Annotated in this window: 13 protein-coding genes; 2 read left to right on the forward strand and 11 right to left on the reverse strand. The window is 45.3% G+C overall.

What is annotated here, in order from left to right:
* Positions 1 to 30 precede the first annotated feature (30 nt).
* Entirely contained in the window at positions 31 to 1,050 is a 1,020-nt protein-coding gene (locus ABD894_RS10230) for an asparaginase (protein ID WP_345210926.1), read from the forward strand.
* Positions 1,051 to 1,119: 69 nt separating this feature from the next.
* On the opposite strand, the gene ABD894_RS10235 is transcribed toward ABD894_RS10230, so the two are convergent.
* Positions 1,120 to 1,851, reverse strand: coding sequence for a GntR family transcriptional regulator (locus ABD894_RS10235; protein WP_345210927.1), 732 nt, complete (start codon positions 1,849 to 1,851; stop codon positions 1,120 to 1,122).
* A gap of 303 nt (positions 1,852 to 2,154) precedes the next feature.
* Between ABD894_RS10235 and ABD894_RS10240 the strand changes: the two genes are divergently transcribed.
* Positions 2,155 to 4,428: a GH92 family glycosyl hydrolase gene (locus ABD894_RS10240; protein ID WP_345210928.1), complete on the forward strand. Its 2,274-nt coding sequence runs from the start codon at positions 2,155 to 2,157 to the stop codon at positions 4,426 to 4,428.
* Positions 4,429 to 4,705: 277 nt separating this feature from the next.
* Here ABD894_RS10240 and ABD894_RS10245 read toward each other — a convergent pair whose 3' ends face one another.
* The 10 genes from ABD894_RS10245 to ABD894_RS10290 all read right to left on the reverse strand — a co-directional run bounded on the left by ABD894_RS10245 (position 4,706) and on the right by ABD894_RS10290 (position 20,499).
* Positions 4,706 to 6,115, reverse strand: coding sequence for a hypothetical protein (locus ABD894_RS10245; protein WP_345210929.1), 1,410 nt, complete (start codon positions 6,113 to 6,115; stop codon positions 4,706 to 4,708).
* Between the two features lie 253 nt (positions 6,116 to 6,368).
* A complete protein-coding gene (locus tag ABD894_RS10250; protein WP_345210930.1) occupies positions 6,369 to 7,109 on the reverse strand; it encodes a heavy-metal-associated domain-containing protein in 741 nt (246 codons plus the stop codon).
* A gap of 84 nt (positions 7,110 to 7,193) precedes the next feature.
* Positions 7,194 to 7,754: a helix-turn-helix domain-containing protein gene (locus ABD894_RS10255; RefSeq protein ID WP_345210931.1), complete on the reverse strand. Its 561-nt coding sequence runs from the start codon at positions 7,752 to 7,754 to the stop codon at positions 7,194 to 7,196.
* A gap of 128 nt (positions 7,755 to 7,882) precedes the next feature.
* Positions 7,883 to 10,150, reverse strand: a complete 2,268-nt coding sequence (bglX, locus tag ABD894_RS10260) for a beta-glucosidase BglX (protein WP_345210932.1) — start codon at positions 10,148 to 10,150, stop codon at positions 7,883 to 7,885.
* 29 nt (positions 10,151 to 10,179) lie between these two features.
* Positions 10,180 to 11,961, reverse strand: coding sequence for a family 43 glycosylhydrolase (locus ABD894_RS10265; RefSeq protein ID WP_345210933.1), 1,782 nt, complete (start codon positions 11,959 to 11,961; stop codon positions 10,180 to 10,182).
* Between the two features lie 7 nt (positions 11,962 to 11,968).
* On the reverse strand, positions 11,969 to 13,324 hold the full coding sequence (locus tag ABD894_RS10270; RefSeq protein WP_345210934.1) for a glucoamylase family protein: 1,356 nt from the start codon (positions 13,322 to 13,324) through the stop codon (positions 11,969 to 11,971).
* A 22-nt stretch (positions 13,325 to 13,346) separates the two neighbouring features.
* Entirely contained in the window at positions 13,347 to 15,029 is a 1,683-nt protein-coding gene (locus ABD894_RS10275) for a glucoamylase family protein (protein WP_345210935.1), read from the reverse strand.
* A 70-nt stretch (positions 15,030 to 15,099) separates the two neighbouring features.
* The gene (locus ABD894_RS10280) at positions 15,100 to 15,930 is read right to left on the reverse strand and encodes a LamG domain-containing protein (RefSeq protein WP_345210936.1); all 831 of its coding nucleotides are present in this window, start codon (positions 15,928 to 15,930) and stop codon (positions 15,100 to 15,102) included.
* 18 nt (positions 15,931 to 15,948) lie between these two features.
* A complete protein-coding gene (locus tag ABD894_RS10285) occupies positions 15,949 to 17,433 on the reverse strand; it encodes a RagB/SusD family nutrient uptake outer membrane protein (protein ID WP_345210937.1) in 1,485 nt (494 codons plus the stop codon).
* Between the two features lie 18 nt (positions 17,434 to 17,451).
* Entirely contained in the window at positions 17,452 to 20,499 is a 3,048-nt protein-coding gene (locus ABD894_RS10290; protein ID WP_345210938.1) for a SusC/RagA family TonB-linked outer membrane protein, read from the reverse strand.
* Positions 20,500 to 20,672 lie beyond the last annotated feature (173 nt).

Below are 20,672 nucleotides of genomic sequence, written 5' to 3' on the forward strand. Positions count from 1 at the left end.
AACGATTAAACCTAATATACAATAACATTAATGAGCCAAATACTGATCATCTATACCGGAGGGACAATAGGTATGATGAGCGACCCAATAACAAAGGTGCTCAAACCCATCAATTTTGAACAGATAATGGATAACGTTCCGGAACTGGAACGTTTGAACTGCAAAATAAAGGTACACTCTTTTGATACGGTGATTGATTCATCGAACATGAACCCCGAAATATGGGGCGATCTGGCACGCCTGATCGAAAAAAACTATGATACTGTTGACGGTTTCGTGGTACTGCACGGTTCTGATACCATGTCGTACTCGGCATCGGCATTAAGTTTTATGCTGGAAAACCTGGCCAAGCCGGTAATATTTACCGGGTCGCAATTGCCTATAAGCGCGGTACGAACCGATGCCAAGGAAAACCTGATGACGGCCATTGAGCTGGCCAAAGCCAAAAAGAACGACCTGGCCCGCGTGCCCGAGGTTTGTATCTATTTTGATTATAAGCTTTTCAGGGGGAACCGTTCGTTCAAATATAACTCATCAAAATTCGAGGCATTTCGTTCACCCAACTATCCTATACTGGCCGAATCGGGTGTGCATTTGAAGTTCAGCCTTAACGATATCAGGCAGCCATCTGATGCGCCTATGGTGGTACACAATAAGTTTGAGAGCGAAGTTGCCGTACTGAAACTATATCCGGGTATTAGCCCTAAAGTGGTTGAAACCGTGCTGACCTCTGATGTGCGGGGTATTGTAATGGAAACCTTCGGTGCAGGTAATACCACTACCGATGCCTGGTTTATCGATCTGCTTAAAAACGCTATCGATAGCGGCAAGGTGATCTTAGATATATCGCAATGTAAGGTAGGTACGGTTGAACTTGGCCGTTACGAAACCAGCAAGCAGCTGAAAGACATCGGCGTAGCCAACGGTTACGATATGACCTTTGAAGCCGCCGTAACCAAAACCATGTACCTGCTTGGCCAGTACGATGATCCTAAACAGGTAAAAGAACTGTTAGAGCAAGATTTGCGCGGCGAACTAACCGTATCCTGATAAAACAAAAAGGGCAATAAACATAGCATAATGTTTATTGCCCTTTTACTAAGCAAAGCCTTAATACAATTACTCCCTGCGGCTCTCTACAGTATATACAAAGCCATCGGCACGGTAATAGCCCAAATTGTATTCTATAGGGCGGTCGGCCTGGTCATATACAAAGCGTTTACGCACCAAAATAGGGCTGCCTATCTCGGTATCCAGTTTGCCCGATAACAGCTTATCTGCCGCGCGCGCGCTGATCTCTTCTTTTGATAATTGTGCCACCACCATGTGTTCTTTCTCCAGCACTTCGTACAAAGGGCGGGTAAAATCCTCTTCGCCGGTAAGGCCAACACGCGGGTGAAAGTAAGATATAAAGTAAACGAACGGGCCTTCGCTGCGGCCGCGTAGGCGTTCAAGCTTGAGTATTTTCTTGTCGGTTTTTATTTCAAAAAAGTTAGCGATCTTCTCTTCGGGGAAAACCCAGCTTAAATGCAGTTCAAAATTCTTGATAGGGATGCCCCTGGCCTTCATTTCCTGCGAAAAGCTCAACCAGTTCATTGATTTTGAACTTACCGAGGGCTGTGCAACTTTTGTACCTACACCTTTTTTGCGCGTTAGCAAACCCTCATATACAAGCTTGTTAAGCGCCTGGCGCAGCGTAGTACGCGATATTGCCAGTTGTTTAGACAGGTTTACCTCGTTGGGCAAAAACTTTCCACCCTGGTACTGCGGGTCATCAATCAACTCGCGCAACAGGTTTTCTGCCTGTGTATGAAGCGGAATAGGGCTTTTGTGGTCTATTTTAAATTGCATAGCCGTTATTAGTATGTTAAGGTAAAATTAGGTAAATATGGTGTAATATGCGTATAAGTAGTATGTTAATTATACGCAATTTTTATAAACATTAAACTGGTTTTACTAATTACAAATATATGTAACTATGTACATACAATAATAGCTAATTTCAACAAATAAAACGTGTTGGAGTATAATTTATTGTGTACTATAATCCATATCAATATAGCATTAATCCATTTTAATGCCCGGCTATACTCAATACATTTAGCGGAGTTTGAACTACTTACAAAAAGTTTAAACTCCCTAATGTTAAACCTAATGATACGATCATTTAACAAAAAAGTTATGTTGCTGGCGTTAATATGCGCCGCCACGCAGGTGAATGCACAAAATGCGCGGTTAACCAATTATGTAAACCCGTTTATTGGTACGGGCGCGGTAAAGTCAAGTCTCTCGGGTAATACCTATCCCGGCGCTACGGTGCCTTTTGGTATGGTACAGCTTAGCCCCGATACCCGCGACGAACCCGATTGGGATGCCGCCTGCGGTTACGACCATAACGATACCTTTATCGCTGGTTTCAGCCATACCCACTTAAGCGGTACCGGCGTAGCCGAACTGTTTGATGTACTGTTTATGCCCATCACCGGCGAAATAAAAACCCGCGCCGGCGACAAGAACCAACCATACAGCGGCTATGGTTCGGCTTTCTCGCACGATCAGGAATCGGCCAGGCCGGGTTATTATCAGGTAAAACTGAAAGACCATGATGTAAATGTAGAGCTTACCGCCGCCGCGCATTCGGGTTTTCATAAGTATACCTTTCCGAAAGGGAAGCAAGCGAGGGTAGTGATCGATCTTAATCATTCGATGAAAAAAGGCAACTGGGGCTGCCACGTAGTAAGCGCGCAGTTCCGGATGGTGAACGACCACGCCATTGAGGGTTACAGGGTGATAACCGGCTGGGCCAAACTACGGAAGATCTATTTCTATGCCGAATTTTCAAAGCCTGTAAAGGGTAACGATTTTGTAGACGGCGGCACGCAGTACTTTAATCAAACTGTTATAAATGGCACCGACCTACGCGCCATACTTGATTTTGATACCGATGATAAACCACTGCTGGCCAAAATAGGGCTGTCGGCCGTTAGTCCGGAGAATGCTAAGCTGAACCTTACTACCGAAATACCCGGCTGGGATTTTGATAAGACCGTTGCCGCCGCTGATGCGCAATGGGAGCAGGAGCTTGAAAAGATCAAAGTGCAAGGCACGCCCGATCAGATGCAGATATTTTATACCGGCCTTTACCACGCGTTTATACAACCCAATAACCTGGCCGATGTTAACGGCGACTATGTGGGTTCTGACTACGCTGTTCGTAACGATAAAAATGGGTTTTACTCTACCTTTTCATTATGGGATACCTACCGCGCCACGCATCCGCTGTACACACTGATACAGCCTCAACGTGATGCTGCCTTTGTGAACAGCATGTTGCGCCAGTACGAAACTTACGGTTACCTGCCTATATGGCAACTTTGGGGGCAGGAAAATTATTGCATGATAGGTAACCATGCCATCCCCGTAGTGGTGGATGCCGTGCTGAAGGGCTTGCCGGGTATTGATGCCGAAAGGGCCTACGAGGCAGTAAAAAAATCATCGACTACAGATCACCCCGGTTCGCCGTTTAAGGTGTGGGAGCAGTACCATTACATGCCCGAGAATATCCAAACCCAATCGGTATCGCTTACGCTCGAAATGGCTTATGACGACTGGTGTGTAGCCCAACTGGCGAAAAAGCTGGGTAAAACGGAAGACTATCAGCATTTCATGGAACGATCAGCCTACTTCAAAAACCTGTACGATAAAAGCACCGGCTTTTTCAGGTCGAAGGATGATAAGGGGAATTTTATAGCGCCATTTAGTCCGCTGGAATACGGAGGTAATGGCGGTAATCCGTTCACCGAGGGCAATGCCTGGCAATACTTTTGGTATGTACCACAGGATATTAAGGGCCTGATAGCACTTACCGGCGGCGAAAAGAATTTTGCAGCCAAGCTGGATACCTTTTTTACCCTAAGCAGTAAAAACAGGGAGGTAAACGGTAACGCTTCGGGTTTTATTGGGCAGTACGCGCACGGTAACGAGCCGAGTCAGCATGTTACTTACCTGTACGACTACGCCGGGCAGCCATGGAAAACCCAGCAATATGTTAACAAGGTAATGAACGAACTATACAATACTTCTTCATCAGGCTATTCGGGTAACGACGATTGCGGGCAGATGTCGTCGTGGTATGTTTTCAGTTCGATGGGTTTTTACCCGGTGAACCCAACAAGCGGCATCTATGCAATAGGTTCGCCTACAATGAAAAAGGCGGTAATGCAGGTAGGCGATAAAACGTTTACGGTTACAGCCGCCAATGTATCAGCCAAAAACATCTACATACAATCGGCAAAGCTGAATGGTAAAAAGCACGACCGGGTATACATTACGCAGCAGGATATTACCACGGGCGGTACCCTTGAATTTGTAATGGGCCCTAAACCCAACAAAAGCTGGGGCGCTAAACCCGCCGACAGGCCTCAATAAATTAATGTCAGGTTTCTCTTTTAAACAATGCAAACAGCCGCTCCGCGATGGATCGGCTGTTTTGTTTATGGGTAACCAATTATGTCATTTCCTTGCGCTCGTTTGCAACGAGTGCTTCATCTGGTCATGCGTCTGCGACGCTTGGGGTGAAGAGGCGATGCAATCGCCCGCCTATGTTAAGCGCTCGTTGCAAACGAGCGCAAGGAACCTGTTTCCAGACTTACGAAGTTTTCAAAACTTCGTAAGTCTTCTAATTCGTAAGTATTTCTAACTCCAACTACATCTTATGCTTCATCAGCATAGGGCGTATCTGTATATACACCTGTCCGCTGATGGGGCTGTTGCCGTATAAAGGTTTCAGGTCGCCTGCCGGGAGGTTAACTGATGCCTGCAAACCACCCACATATTCCAGCGGGCCGGTTTTGAAGAGTTTGCGGTTTGTGCCCAATGTAAGCTTATGTATGTTGAACAACCGTTCGCCGAACTGCTCTTCCAGCGCCAGTTCTTCGCTCGATTTTTGTACAAACTCATATCTGCCATAAATGACCTGTTTGTTTAGCTGGCGTGTGCCTTCGGCTAAAAAGGAATGTTCGTTACCGTGGCTGTGGTTCATTCCCCATATCAGTGCGCCGGTAAAGTATTTGCCATCATCAGTAACTGCCGATGAGTACAGTGCTGATGCCGAATACCGCCATACGTTTTCGTCGGGGTGCAGCAATTCCGGACTTTTAATATAACCCTGCGAAAACTGGAACGCCCAGGCTTTATCAGGATTGTAGGATAAGCGCCATGAATAACTATCAAAGCGCATCTTATCAAAATCGTAACGGTTCTCGTCGGGCTCGCGGCCGGTAAAGCTCGATCCTTCCAGTTTAAACTGATCAACCCGTACACCAATGGTAGCTACCCCGTAAGTAATGTGTGTGGCATCCTGCCAGTGGTGACCAAGCGGCGCGTCCGGGTCGTTCAGGGCGTAAGTGCGATGCATAAAGGCAGGGGCGCCAAGGGCCGGCTCACCAGGGTAACCGAAGTACCCGAATACATCTACCTTTTTACTTAAACGCTGTGTGTAACCAATGGTAAGGCCCGAGAAAAGATCGTGCGGGTGCTGGCGGTCAACCAGGGTTTGGCCTTTATAGCTCTCGCCCGATTGAAACAGTAGCGGGTAGCCGCGTTCAGTAACTGTAAGCGGATCGGTACTTAACATAGCACTAATGTTGAGCAAGCCGTTTTTACCCACCTGCCGGTTATACATGGCCATAAACCAGTTTGGGGCATCAAACTGTGAACCGCTGCGCGAAGTTTTGCCGTTTACCTGCTGATTATTATAACGTAGAAAAGCGCTGCCATGAAACATCCACATTCCTTTTTTGGTATGATCCATCAGCATATACATCGGCGTATTATCCGGCAACCATGACGTACCCGACCCATTCCTGTTCATGGGCAACGATAACGAGTAGGAGTGGTTCATGCCCGGCATTGCCATGTTATGATCGTGCTTGCCACTCATATCCATATTGCCCATGTCCATGCCATCCATGTCGCTATGATCCATACCCTTCATGGTAGTATCTTTTTTAACGGTGGTGATATCCTTCTTTTTCATGTCCGTATGATGATCATGCTGCGCGAATGCCGACGTGGTAAATAAGGATATTAATATAGCTGATAGTATTTTTTTCATTGTGGTGGTTTTATGTAATTGTTAAAATGCCGGGCTCTCTATGTCTTTCCGTTGAAATCTCTATGTGTAATTTGTTGCTAAAATCTCCCCGCTCTCCGCGAAAATCTCCGTTACCCCAGCGGTTAAAAACTTAAACCTGCATATCAAAGAGGGTATGTCCACTCAAGACAAAGTGAGATGAAGCTCTCTGTGTACCTCCGTGAAAACCTCTGTGTACTTTGTGGTTAAAATCTTCTTCTCTGCGGTTAAAAATCTAAAGCATAGCAACCAACATCACGGCGCTCATCAAAATCATCATGCCATCCTCAATAATGGTAACCGTGCTCATGGGCAAATTAAAGCCAGTACCCAGGCAGGCACACTTTATTTTCTGTTTATTGAGCACGCTTTGCAGTACACCAATGATGCTCACCGTCATCACCACAAACGTGATCACATTGGTAATAAAAGGCTCAAAATTTATGGCGTAAGCCAAACCCAAAAACAGTTCGATAAAAGCATAGATCAATCCCCAGCCCCTGAACTTTTTAGCTACGATATCATAACTCGAATAACTATCGGCAAAGCCTTGCAGATCGAGCATTTTAAACATGGAGAAGGTAAGGAAGAAGCCGCTCATAAATACCGTCATGGCTTTCATCCAATGGAAGGTACCGCCGCTAAACGAGGTAAATAAAGTTATTACGGTTACATACCCAAAAATGATGAGTATAGGTTTGTATGTAGCCAGCCAGGTGCGGTTATCGGTTTCTTCCTCCATAAAAATGGGGGTATGCTGATGTGTTTGCGCTTCAGATAACTGGTATTTTGGGTAATCTTTTAAGGCATCCTTTAACGTTGGGGTAGCGATATGCTGCGCCATGGTAATATCGGCGGTGCCTTGCGGCAGATCGATAGCTACATTGGTAACGCCCGGTATTTTCGATAGCAAGCCTTGTACTTTGGCCTGGCAGCCGGTACAGGTCATGCCGGTTATATTATAGGTGTGTGTCATTTTAATTGATGTAATTTAATGTTACAAAATTACACCAGGCAGCCCGGCAAGCTGTTACGCTATTTTGGAAATGAGTTGTAAGATTTACAGGTCTTCGATATTGATGCGCTTATTTTGGTTAAGCGTTTTAAAAAAGGTAGGGGTAAGGCCGGTTTGTTTTTTAAACTGGTTTGAGAGGTAAGCCACGCTGCTGTAACCCAGTTTGTCGGCAATTTCTGATAGGGTAAGCTCATCGTACCTGAGCAGTTCTTTTACCTTTTCTATTTTTTGGGCGATGAAGTATTTTTCGATAGTAGTGCCCTCCACTTCCGAAAAGAGGTTGCTGAGATAAGTGTAATCGTAATTTACCTGTTGGGTAATATAGTCGGACAGGTTGATATTGCTGCTTTCTTCGGTATGGTGAATGAGGGTTACGATGGCGTTCTTCACCTTTTCTATCATGCGGCTTTTGCGATCGTCAATGATCTCGAAACCCAGCGCGTTAAGCTGAATATCCAAATGCGTAACCTGTTCGGCAGATGGAGTACCGTCTACCTCAACTTCGCCAAATTCAACACTTAATGGCTGCATGCCGGCTTTTTCAAGCTCGTTTTTCACTACCATTTTGCAGCGCGCGCATACCATGTTTTTTATGTAGAACTTCATGTTACAAAAGTATTTATTTTATGTAATGATAAGCTACTGCCGAAAAACAGCACAGCGTAAAATAAAAAATGCCCGGCTCACGCCGGACATTCCCACTTTTATTAAACACCATTTAGAAAAGAAAAAACTTATAAAAGCTTAAATGCAGCTTCTTTAACATCAGCAGAGCTGGTACCTATAAAGAGCTTGAAATCGCCCGGTTCGGTAGTGTATTTCATGTTGATGTCGTAAAATTTAAGATCGTTATTGGTAAGGGTGAAGGTGATGGTTTTTGATTCACCGGCCTTCAGGAAAACCTTTTGAAAACCCTTCAACTCCTTCACCGGGCGGGTAACCGAACCTATCATATCGCGTATGTACAGCTGCGCGGTTTCTTCACCATCGTACTTGCCGGTATTGGTAATGGTTACCGTGGCTTGCAGGTTGTCAGTAGCTTTAATGGTGGTTTTGCTTAGTTTAATATCGCTGTAACCAAAGGTGGTATAACTTAACCCGTGACCAAAAGCATACAGCGGTGTGTTTGGTATATCCAGGTATTTGGATGTATATTTTTCCTCGCTCATTGGGCGGCCGGTATTTTTCGCGCTGTAGTAAAGCGGTATTTGCCCTACGCTGCGCGGAAAGGTCATGGTTAATTTGCCCGACGGATTGTATTTGCCGAAAAGCACATCAGTAATGGCATCACCGGCTTTGGTACCTGCAAACCAGGTTTCAACAATGGCCGCCATGTTATCATTTTCCCACTGTAAAACCAACGGACGACCGTTCATCAGTACCAACACCACCGGTTTGCCGGTAGCCCTTAAAGCCTTTAGTAAAGTTTGCTGGTTTTGCGGCAGGGTAATATCACTGCGACTGGCAGCCTCGCCGCTCATGCCAAAGGTTTCGCCTACAAAAGCTACCACTACATCGGCATCTTTAGCGGTGGCAACAGCCTCGTCTATCATTTGCTGAGGCGTGCGGCTGTCCAGTACAATTTCGGCACCATGCGGGTTCAGCTTATTGATCAGTTCCTGGTTATCCAGTACATTGCAACCCTTGGCGTAAGTAAAGTTATTGTCAGGATACTGCGCTTGCAGGGCATCCCAAAAAGTAACGGCTTTTTTCCAGTCGCCGGCACCGCTCCAGTTACCGATCAGGTCGCGCTGATCTTTAACCATAGGACCCACGAAGGCGATTTTTTGTCCGGCTTTCAATGGTAAAGCGTTATCATTTTTTAACAGCACGATGCTTTTCTCAGCAGCTTGCTTCGCCAGATCGAGCTTTTCGGCATTCATGATATTTTTTTGCGCACGCGCTTCGCTGATGTTGCGGTAAGGATCGTCAAACAAACCCAAACGGTATTTTGATTCCAGCACACGGCGGCAAGCCAGGTCAATCACCGCTACATCCAGTTTTTTGGCTTGCACCAATTTTTTAAGCTGGGTGATGTACAGGTCGCTCACCATATCCATATCGTTACCGGCTACTAAGGCCAGTTTCGATACTTCGGCGGCATCGCCTACGCCATGGTTCATGAGTTCCATAATGGCGGTATAATCCGTAGCAACCATGCCGTTAAAGCCCCATTTTTTGCGTAACAGATCGGTTAGCAGCCAATGATTGGCAGCGGCAGGTACACCGTTAATTTCGTTAAACGAACTCATTACCGTGGCCACTCCCGCGTCAACAGCGGCTTTGTAAGGCGGCAGGTAAGTTTCCATCATTTTGCGTTCGCTCATGTCAACCACGTTATAATCGCGGCCGGACTCAATAGCGCCGTACAGCGCGAAGTGTTTTACGCAGGCCAGCACGGCATCATCCTTACGCAGATCGTTCCCCTGGTATCCTTTTACCATGGCTACGGCTATTTTCGAGCCCAGCCAGGTATCTTCGCCCGAACCTTCAGATACACGGCCCCAGCGCGGGTCGCGGGCAATATCCACCATTGGCGAGAAAACCCAGTTCAGGCCATCGGCAGTAGCCTCATCGGCAGCGGCACGGGCGGTTTTTTGTATCAGCGGCAAATCCCAGGTAGCGGCCAAACCCAGCGGAATAGGGAATATAGTACGGTGACCGTGAATTACATCGTAACCAAACAACAAGGGTATTTTAAGGCGCGATTTTTTCAGGGCCAGCTCCTGTAATTTGCGTACGGCTACAGGCGTGTAGGTATTGAACACACCGCCAACCAGGCCTTGTTCAATCTTTTCTTCCACACCCTGGCTTAAAATTGGGCCGGTTACATCAAATCCTATCGATGGCAAATTCAGCTGACCTATCTTTTCGTCAAGCGTCATCTTAGCCATTAAGCCCTTGATGTAGGCATCCATTTTAGCGTTTTTTGATGTTTGCGCCGTAGCCCCCAATCCCGAGACCACCAAACACGATGCGAGCACCACTTTATATAATTTCATAACTGTTGGTATATGTTATCTGTTAGTTTTTATTCTGCTTTAATTATTGCCGTACGTTTTGATACGCCGTTCTCATTCACTGCCTCTATCCTGAAATAGTAGGGCAGGTCTTTATCCATCGCCTTAAAATAATACTCGTTGGCATTGTGCACCATGGTGCAGGTGTACAGCTTATCGGCCGCTATGCCGGTGTAAATGTTATAGGCATAAGCGTTATCCACCGGTTTCCATTTTAGCCAGGCGCTGCGTTTATCTTTTTCGGTGCGTAGTACCACAAACTCCTTCACGGTATCGGGCTTAGCACCGCCTCCGTTGCCAAATACCCGTAAACCACTTATTGCGAATTTGCCGGTTGGTACATGCAGGTTAATGAGTTTTATGTAGCGTGCCTTTACCGGTGTGTTCAGCTCCACATAATCATGCGGAACATCGGTTTTATTAGCGCTTTTATCTTTCAGTATCTTCCAGGTTTTGTTATCGGCTGAATACAAAAGTTTGTATTGGTGATAGAATGGCTGTTTGGGTTTGCCCAGTATGGTGGCATCCTGATCGGCATAGTTGAGTTGTACCGCGTTAACGGTGCTTAGCCTGCCCAGATCTGTTGCTATCCATTCGCCCGCGTTGGCCGAAGCCGCGCTCCAGTAGGTTTTAATATTTTCGTCGACCGCGTTGTTGGCACTGTAACTGCCCAGGGTTGATGATACCGTTACGGGTTTATTATAGTTCAGCAGCATCCAGCCGGTGAAGGTGCCATTAGCATTATCGTTAGTGAATTTGGCGGTGTTATCGGCATAAGGTAAATAATGCGGATAATCGCCAAAGGTGGTATTAGTATACAGCACGCCATCCTTATCAAAACCGGCAGGCCACAGACCGAGGCGGCGTTCAAAATTATTTTTTACCGCTATAACCATGGTTGACAGGTGCCAGTAGTTGTTATACCTGTCCTGAAAGGTATTGCCATGCCCGGCGCCCCTTGCAAAACCACCCGGTTTGTACGAGAATGGGTTATGCGGCTGCGGTGTAAACGGCCCTAACGGATTATCGCTTACCTGCACACCATCGCCATAGCCGCTAAACTCGGTACCGGGCGCGCCGTATTGCAGGTAGTACTTGCCGTTGTGCTTGGTCATCCAGGCACCTTCCATAAACGGATCGAGGAAGGTATTATCCAGGTATTCACCAAAGCGCTGCCAGCCGAATTTGGTATCGTTCAGTTTAAAAAGTTCTTTACGCTCGCCAATAGGGGCAAAGGTTTTACGGTTGATCTCGATGCCGTATAGCGGATATGTATTGCTGCTGCCCCAGTACAGGTACAGGCGGCCATCGGTGTCCACAAAAAAATCGGGATCCCAGGCACCTATCATAAACGGATAAACGGCTTCTTTCCACTCATTGGCCTTGGGGTTGGTGCTCATCCATATCGGGAAGTTCTTCTCCTGTGTTGAACCATAAACCAGCAAGGTATCGCCCTGTACCCAAACCGCCGGGGCGCAAAGGTCATCATACACCTTATGGTATGGTTTAAGGAACGAACGCGATACGAATTTCCAGTTATACAGATCGCTGCTGTACCAGTAGCCCCATTGATTGGTGCTGAACAGGTAGTAATCGCCCTTGTAAAAAGTAATTACCGGGTCGGCAGTGGCGCGGTGCCTGCCCGCGGTTGAAAAATTAGGGATTGGCGTATAACCGTAATCGATATTGATAGGGTTGCAATAGGTAAGCTGCTTTTTTTGTGCCGATGAAGTATCGGCCAGCAAAAGTAAACAACAGGCAATGCCTAAAATATGTAAGCTGGTTTTACGCATGGTAAACTTAATTTTTCAGGTACGGGCTTTGGAAGTTCAGTTTCTTTAAACCGGCCTGTATTTCGGGGCAGCTCATGAATAAATTCCATAACAGGCCGGTACGGTGATTCTCAATCATTACCACTATAGGCCCCTGATCAATAGCCAGGTACGATTTGCCATACCAGTTCTTGCTCTCGTTAAAGGCATCGGTAAAGCCGTAATCGCCCCAAATCTTATCGCCCAGGTCGTAGTAAAAATGGCGCAGTGCCTGCATGGAGTATTGCGGAGTATAGGCAAATGCCGATAGCGCTGCCGTTGGCGATATCACGCCCAGATCGTTTGTTGGCGAATGCGCGTTGTAACCTTCGTGGTTATCGCTGGCGGTTAAGCCCCAGCAGTTTTCGCCGTAGCCTTTAAACTTTTTAGGATTATCTAAACAGTAAGCCCTGTTGATGAGTGTATGGTTAAGGTTTTGCTCCCAGTAATCGGCATATTCATCCTTTAACCCCTTCGGACTTAACCCCAGGAAAGAGTAATGGCTGAAGAATAGCGGTCCGCCAAAATCAAAACCCAGCGGAAGTTTGATGCCGTAAAATGTTTTACCATTTTTAAAGAAATCGCTTTGTGCCCAGCCACGATTGTAAATGCTCGCGCTCACAGGGTAACGCTCGGCCGATTCGGCCAGTATGTAGGTGATCAAACATTCGTTAAAACCACGCAGCGGGAAGTTCATGGCCCAGCCATTATTTGGCGACCAGTGCCAGTACAAGTTATCCCTGCCTTCATGAGTATACCAATCCCACTCAATTTCGCTCCACAGCCCGCTGATGCGGCCGCGCAGTTCGTTCTCTTTAGGGGTATTGGCATTGTAGTACTGGCGTGCGGTTAATAATCCCTGGAACAGGAACGATGTTTCAACCAAATCACCGCCATCATCTTTACGACCAAACGGAATGGTTTTACCTGTAGCGCCGTTTAACCAATGCGGGAACACGCCGTGGTATGCATCGGCCTTGCTTAAAAACTTCACCATCTTCAGCATGCGGTCTACCGCCTGCTCGCGGGGAATCCATTTACGATCGACCCCTACAATAAGCGCCATAATGCCAAAGCCGGTGCCGCCGGTGGTAACCACCTCGTCGCCGTACTCATAAGCCACGTTGCTACGTTCGCGGGCAAGGCCGCTTACCGGGTGGCCAAAATCCCAAAAATAGCGGATAGTTTGGCGCTGCACCACATCAAGCAGGGCGCTGTCGGTAAGGTTTTTTATAATGCCGACGGGTTTAATAGCCGTTTCGGCCGGTTTGCTGGCTACTTTGTTTTGGGCAAAGCTATAGCTTGCTGCTATGTATAGCAGGCTTGTTAGTATTAGTTTCTTCATGCTAAATTCTTGCTAAGAACGCCTATAAATTCGGACTGCTAAATCCAATATCTTTCATGCCTTTTTTTACTTCGGGGCAACTCATAAACAAGTTCCAAAGCAGGCCGCTGCGGTAATTTTCAATCATCACCATTATCGGGCCCTGGTCAATTGCTAAATAAGAGTTGGCAAACCATGGTTCGTTCAGGCTAAACGCGTCGTAAAATCCGTAATCGCCCCACATTTTGTCGCCCAGTTTGTAATAAAAGAACTTTAATGCCTTCATTGATTCGGCCGGTGTGTAAGGCATTGATGATATGGCCGCGGTTGGCGCTATCACCCCTACATCATTTGCCGGTGAGCTGGCTGTGTAGCCATTGTTAATATCGCTGGCGGTTAAGCCCCAGCAATCGGCACTGTAGCCGGTATAATTTTTAGGGTTGGCAACACAGTAATTATGGTTAATTAAAGTGTGCGCCTTTGTTTGTGTTTCGTAATTGGCATAAGCATCGGTTAAACCGTTAGGATTGATGCCTAAGAAAGAGTAATGCTCAAAAAACAACGGACCGCCGCGTTCTTCGCCCAATGGCAGCTGAACGCCGTAGTAAGAAGCGCCGTTTTTAATAGCGCCATTATTGGCCCAACCATTATCATAAACAGTTTTAGGGATAGCATGCGTATTTGACGATGCCGCCAGCGCGTAAACAACCAGCGCCTCGTTCCATCCCCTTATTTGCATGTTGATATCCCAGTTATAGTTAGGGCTCCAGTGCCAGTAAAGCACGTTTTGGTTGTTTTGCCTGAACCAGTCCCACTCCACACCATCCCATAGGGTATTGATATCGGCACGAAGCGTGGTTTCGGCAGTGTTTGCGCCGTTAAAATATTGGCGGGCTGATAAAAGACCTTCCATCAGGAAAGCGGTTTCAACGAGGTCGGCACCATTATCTTTTTCGCTGAAAGGCTGCACCGCGCCGGTAGCGCCATTTAACCAATGCGGAAAAGCGCCATGGAACTTAACGGCTTTATCTTTTAAAAAGCCTACTATTTTTTGCATACGTACCAAAGCGTCGGCACGGGTAATAAAGTTACGGCTTGAACCTGCTATTATAGCCATAATGCCAAAGCCCGAACCACCTGTGGTAACTACATCGCCCGATGTATTACGTTCGCGGGCGAGGCCGCTGACAGGGTGCCCAAACTCCCAGAAATATTTGAGGGTTTGCCTTTGAACCAAGTCAAGCAGCGCGTTATCACTGATCTGCGGGAACTTGTCGGTGGAATCAATAGCTGTAGTTAAGTTAACCGTTACGGCCGATTGCAGGCTGCCATCTTTTGCAGATTTTAGCCCGGTAGATACCGATACGGTATATTTAGTTAAGTATTGTAAAGCTGCCGATGGTTTAATGATGACGGTTTTATCGCCATCCTCATAAGTAGCGGCATAGGTTACATTAGTGCCGGAGTTGCTTTTAAAAGCGATGGCACTGCTAACCGATGTTTTGTTTAGAGCTTCGGAAAAAGAAATTTTTATTACAGGCGCTGTATTAAGGTTAACATAAGTAAAACCACTGTTTACATTGTTTACGCGCAAGGCATCAAAATTAAATGACGACGGCGTTACAGGCGGTGGTGTAACCGGAGCTGTAGTATCGTTACTCTTACTGCACGATGCCAACACGAACAAACAACAGCTATAAAAAAATATCCTTTTAACAAACATCATCAGTAAATGATTAAAAAGTTACCCGCCCAACCAATAGGACGGGTAACTGTAGAGAAAAAAACAATTTATATTACTTGCCCCGGCCTTCTAATTTTACTAAAGCACCAATTTCTTCGGGTGTAAGTGCTTTATTGTATATTCTTACTTCATCAAGTGTGCCGGTAAGATAACTGGCCCAATCCTGTTTGCCTGTGCTTGAAGTTTGGCTTGGCGTGGTTTGAAATTGAACACAGCCGAAAACAATTTTACCGGGATTTGCAAAATGTAATGCTCCCGAAAGTGTAGTTGTAGAATTGCTCACCTTAGCGCCATTAACATACAGTATGATATTTGAAGTGGCTTCATCGTAACTGATAGTGATATTAACCCACCTGTCAAAAAGGTTTTGTATGTTATCAACAGCCAGCGTTTTATCGCCACTGCCCGGGTTTACGTGTATCCTTAATTTACCATTTGTATTAGTGCTGCCGTTTTCAACAAATACATCAATGTTGCCCCAAAACTCTTTAGTATTTGCTAAGCTGAAAAGGCCGATTATACCTGTTGACGGCGGCGGGGTATTTACCCATTCTGATAGTGTAAAGCTGGTTAGCCCGGTTACTTTACTATCAGGATCTGTTAATGCATAACTATTTAGTGCTCCCTGTAAAGATTGTCCTTTTATACCGCCTGCAAAACCTGTGCCTGTTGCGGTTCCGGCGCCTCCGTTTACACTATCTGTAAGGCCGCCATTAAATGCCCAGTAACTCACCAGGTTTGATGCTGCTACCTGGCTTGCGCTATTGTATCCGGCAATACTTAGCTGTGGCGCGTAAGTTGATGGGTCGAATTTTTTTTGACATGATGATAACCCCATACCAATCAGTACAGTAGTTATAGCATATATGTTGAATTTTTTCATTGTAATTACTGTTAATGATTAATAGCCTGGGTTTTGGGTTAAGGTACCGCCGCTCTTCTCAACTTCTGTTGATGGTATAGGCCAAACCTCATTTTTGTTGGCTTTCCAGCCGCGCGGACCAAAAACTTCTGTACCGCGGCCTTGTCTTATCACATCAAAATACCTGTCAAACTCCATTGCAAGCTCTGATCTTCTTTCTTTCCAGATAGCATTGCGCAGTGCTGTTTTATCAGTAGTGGTAACTTGCGGTAAAATAGCGGCATTACCACCACGGGCACGGTTACGCACTAATTCTAAAGAAGTAAGGGCTGGTTGGGTTTGACCAAGCTCATTAGCTGCTTCTGCGTTCATTAACAGCACATCGGCATAGCGGATAACGCGGATGTTTTGCTGACATCCTTCATTGAAGCCAGACTGCCAAAGGCTAAACGGAACGTACGATTTTTGATTGTACATTGGGTTAGGCACGCTGGCCGGTATAGGATCGCCCTGCGGAGTAGTTTCGCCCCTGAAGATAATGGTGGCATCACGACGAGGATCGCCGGTTTCAAAAGAGTTTGCCAGATCTTGTGTAGGCACATTGAAACCCCAGCCACCACCGTTTACACTACGAACTCCCTGAACTTGTGAGTACTGTGAGTTAGATGCCGCTGCATTTCCGGGAACAAGTTCAGCCTGTATCTCAAAAACCGACTCTGAATTGTTCTCATTGTTTGTTCTGAACTGTTGTTCAAAACTTGGAAACAATGAGTAACCTAAGCCCATCACCTGGTTGGTAAACGCAAGCACGTCAGACCATTTTTGCTGATACATGGCAGCCTTGGCATGTAACGCGAGTGCTGCACCTTTTGTAGCGCGGCCCACATTAACGCCTGCGTATGATTGTGGCAAAACACCTGCGGCATCGGTTAAATCTTGCTCAATAGCAGCCCAAACCTGTGCTTTAGGGGTACGGGGAATATTAAATTCATTAGCAGTAGGTACGTGCAGCCTCAATGGTACATCACCAAATGCCCTAACAAGCCTGAAATACTCATATGCCCTTATAAATTTGGCTTCTGCCAAATAACGTGCTTTTAAGTTAGCATCCATATTTATGTTGGGTACATTATCAAGCACCTGGTTGCATAAATTGATGGTTTTGTAGCGGCCGGTCCAAAAATCAAGCAGCTGGCCTTGTGTTGAGGTAACAGTATAACTGTCATACAGATTCATGAAAGCTACCGAACCATCACTTGGATCGCTACCTGTTTCCGTATCGTCAGATCCAAGGCTTTCAAGTGCTATAGGGGCAAAGGCCACCTCTGTCCATTCGCGCAGGTTTGCATATATTGAGTTAACCGCTTTTGTGGCATCATCTGCCGTAACAAAAAATTGTGTTGCCGGCGGTGCACCTTGTGTAGGCACATCCAGAAAACTCTTTTTACAGCCTGTAAAAGTTATCAGTGAAGCAATCGTTACTATCGCTGCCCCTCTTGTTATTATATTATTATATAATTTCATCTCTCTGTTTAATTAAGGTTAAAAACCAACATTTACGCCAAAATTGTAAGTAGCATACAGCGGATACACGTTAGCATCAACACCGGCTCTTGTAGCGCCGCCGCCAACTTCAGGGCTGAAGCCTTTGTAACTGAAGAAGTTTAGCGCGTTTTGAGCATTAACAAATACCCTAAGACGGTTGATGTTAAGTTTGCTGGTTATCGCTGTTGGAATGGTGTAACCCAATTGCATGTTTCTTACACGAACGTAACTGCCGCTTTCAACATAGAATGAGTTTGAACGATTGTTTTGGCCTCCGGCGATATTTGCAGAGGGGTAGGTATTTGAAGTACCTGCACCATGCCAGCGGTTATTAAAGAAATCCTGGCTGTAGTTTTCGGTACCGAAACGTAACGCAACATTTGCATTATATATATCAACACCGGCAACACCCTGAACATCTATGGCAAGGTCGAAGTTTTTATAGGTAAACGCTGTGTTAAAGCCATACGTGAATTTAGGATTAGGGTTACCTAAAACAACACGGTCTTTATCGTCAATTACACCATCATTATTAACATCCTGATATTTGAAATCGCCTGCTTTGGCATTTGGCATAATTTGATTGTCGCCTTTTTTATAGGCCGCTACCTCTTCCGGGGTTTGGAATATGCCTACTACTTTCAATCCATAGAATTGGCCTATAGGCTGGCCTAATACGGTATGTGTATTGATATTGGCCGAACCTACTGTATTTACTGCCTGATCAATATAATTATTACCGGCTACAGATAATACCTTGTTTTGGTTAATACCTAAGTTTCCGCTAAGCGTGTATCCAAAGTCTTTACCTATTTTATCTTTCCAGGTTACTAAAAACTCGAAACCTTTATTTTGGAAAGTTGCCTGGTTTGAAATAATTGATGAACCTGAACTTGAAGATAAACCAATAGAGCTAAGAATAGGCGCATCAAATATTGCGCGGTCTGTTCTTTTATCATAGTAGCCTACTTCGGCATATAACCTGTTTTTCAGCATTGATGCTTCGATACCTATATCTGTACCCGAACTTTTTTCCCAATAGATCTGATCCGGTACAATTGTGGTAATATTGGCACCCGGACTGGTATAGCCACCCGGACCTACATAAATTAAACCATCATTTTGGGTAACAACAAGTGTAGAAAGTGCAGCTGGTACACCCATGTTACCATTCTTACCCCAGCTTCCGCGTAGCTTTAATGTATTAAAGAAGCTTTGGTTTTTCATGAACTCTTCTTCGCTGATTACCCAACCCGCACCTACTGCAGGGAAATAACCCCAACGTTCGCTTGGCGAAAATTTCGATGAACCATCTGCACGTAACGTAGCATTTAACAGGTAGCGGCTTTTAAATGAATAATTTACCCTGCCAAAGTATGAACTTACAGTGCTGTATAGCGGATACTGGCCGTATTCAACATCTTTAAGTTTATAGTTGTTACCCTGTGAAAGGTAATAGCCATTACCATTATCCGGCACGTTCTCTGCCGATTCGATAGTTTGATTAAACCTGTACGATTGTGCTCCCTGGCCTAATAATACAGTTAATGAATGATCTTTATTAAATGTATTTTGATAGGTTAACGTGTTTTCAAATATCCAGTTACGGGTTTGATTATTGGTAAGTGTTAACGTGCTTTTGGTGCTGCGTTGTGAAAACGTAGCGGTATAAAGCGGCGAATAATTGGTTACCGCGCCTTGTCCGTAATCGCCTCCTAAGCTGGTATGGAATGTGAAATGTTTAGCGAATTTTAAGTCGGCGTATACGTTACCATTGGCACGGTATGTTTTTGAACGCTGATTAAAAAAGTCAAGGGTTACCTGCGGATTAAACATTGCCGAACTGGTAACGTTAAAATCATTAGGGTCGCCATATGTTCCATCAGCATATCTTACCGGAACAATTGGTACTGCAGCATAGGTTTGGTGGAAAATTGAACCGTCAATATCTCTCGATTGATTAAGGTTACCGGTAAGGGTATAACCTACTTTCAAATATTGCGATAGTTCAAAATCATTCTTTATCCTTAGCGTATATCTGTCAAACGTATTTGTACTAACTATACCATCCTGTTTCAGATAGCCGAATGCTACGTTATAGGTTGATTTATCATTACCTCCGTTTACTGTTAAGTTGTGGTTAGTAATTAATGCGTTTCTGTATATCTGGTGGTTCCAGTCAGTAGTACCGAAACTATTCGGATCGGCATAACGGCCCTGTGCCGCACCTCCTAAAACGTCGAGCTCGTTAATTATAGTAGCGTACTGCTGGCCATTAGCTAATTTAAATTCGTTGGTAATAACCTGGTTACCAACAATGCCATCATAGTTAACAGTTGCCTTGGTGTTTTTTGAGCCCTTTTTAGTTGTTATTAGTATAACACCATTTGCAGCCCTGATACCGTATATGGCTTCAGATGACGCATCTTTTAACACGCTCAAACTCTCAACATCATTAGGGTTAAGAAAGCTGATATCATCATACCATACGCCATCAACAACATATAATGGGTTGGCGTTACCATATACCGTACCTAAACCACGAATACGAACTTCGGGCGATGCGCCTGGTGAGCCTGAATTAGTGATTTGTACACCGGCTACCTTACCTTGTAACGAACTGATAGGGTTTACTGATGATTGTTTGGAAATTTCTTCACCTTTAATTTGTACTACCGAACCCGTTACGTCAAGCTTGCGCTGCGTACCGTAACCTACTACCACAACCTGTTGCAGTTCGTTGGTTTGGGCTACTAATTTAACATCGATGTCTGTTTTTCCGGCTACTGCTATGGTTTGTGTAGCGTAACCGATGTAGCTGATCGATAATTCGGCTGTGGGCGCGGCAGAAAGCGTGAATTTTCCGTCGGGACCGGTTTGGGTGCCGGTTTGAGTTGATTTAACTGCGATGCTTACACCAACCAGGGTTTCGCCTGTTTTGGAATCTGTTACTGTTCCCTTTACGGTAATGTTTTGTGCAGATGCCCTGTTGATGAAAAGCAGACACAATAACCCACACAGTGAGATTGTAATTATTCTCTTCATAAAATGGTTAATTAAAAATTGGTTTTAACAATTGTGTTTTGTGTTACCAAAATTGAGAAGAGAATTGAGATGTTACAATAATAGCCACTCTACATTACTACATCACAGTTAAAATAGTTTCACAACAGGCAACAGGTTGTTTTGTAACTATTTGATAGTTAATTAATTGAATT

Origin of the sequence: Mucilaginibacter gynuensis (assembly GCF_039541195.1) — a bacterium.
GTDB classification, from domain to species: Bacteria; Bacteroidota; Bacteroidia; order Sphingobacteriales; family Sphingobacteriaceae; genus Mucilaginibacter; species Mucilaginibacter gynuensis.

Coding starts and splice junctions, on each gene's coding strand:
- ABD894_RS10230 (WP_345210926.1), top strand. CDS start 31: ATGAGCCAAATACTGATCATCTATACCGGAGGGACAATAGGTATGATG.
- ABD894_RS10235 (WP_345210927.1), bottom strand. CDS start 1,851: ATGCAATTTAAAATAGACCACAAAAGCCCTATTCCGCTTCATACACAG.
- ABD894_RS10240 (WP_345210928.1), top strand. CDS start 2,155: ATGATACGATCATTTAACAAAAAAGTTATGTTGCTGGCGTTAATATGC.
- ABD894_RS10245 (WP_345210929.1), bottom strand. CDS start 6,115: ATGAAAAAAATACTATCAGCTATATTAATATCCTTATTTACCACGTCG.
- ABD894_RS10250 (WP_345210930.1), bottom strand. CDS start 7,109: ATGACACACACCTATAATATAACCGGCATGACCTGTACCGGCTGCCAG.
- ABD894_RS10255 (WP_345210931.1), bottom strand. CDS start 7,754: ATGAAGTTCTACATAAAAAACATGGTATGCGCGCGCTGCAAAATGGTA.
- bglX (WP_345210932.1), bottom strand. CDS start 10,150: ATGAAATTATATAAAGTGGTGCTCGCATCGTGTTTGGTGGTCTCGGGA.
- ABD894_RS10265 (WP_345210933.1), bottom strand. CDS start 11,961: ATGCGTAAAACCAGCTTACATATTTTAGGCATTGCCTGTTGTTTACTT.
- ABD894_RS10270 (WP_345210934.1), bottom strand. CDS start 13,324: ATGAAGAAACTAATACTAACAAGCCTGCTATACATAGCAGCAAGCTAT.
- ABD894_RS10275 (WP_345210935.1), bottom strand. CDS start 15,029: ATGATGTTTGTTAAAAGGATATTTTTTTATAGCTGTTGTTTGTTCGTG.
- ABD894_RS10280 (WP_345210936.1), bottom strand. CDS start 15,930: ATGAAAAAATTCAACATATATGCTATAACTACTGTACTGATTGGTATG.
- ABD894_RS10285 (WP_345210937.1), bottom strand. CDS start 17,433: ATGAAATTATATAATAATATAATAACAAGAGGGGCAGCGATAGTAACG.
- ABD894_RS10290 (WP_345210938.1), bottom strand. CDS start 20,499: ATGAAGAGAATAATTACAATCTCACTGTGTGGGTTATTGTGTCTGCTT.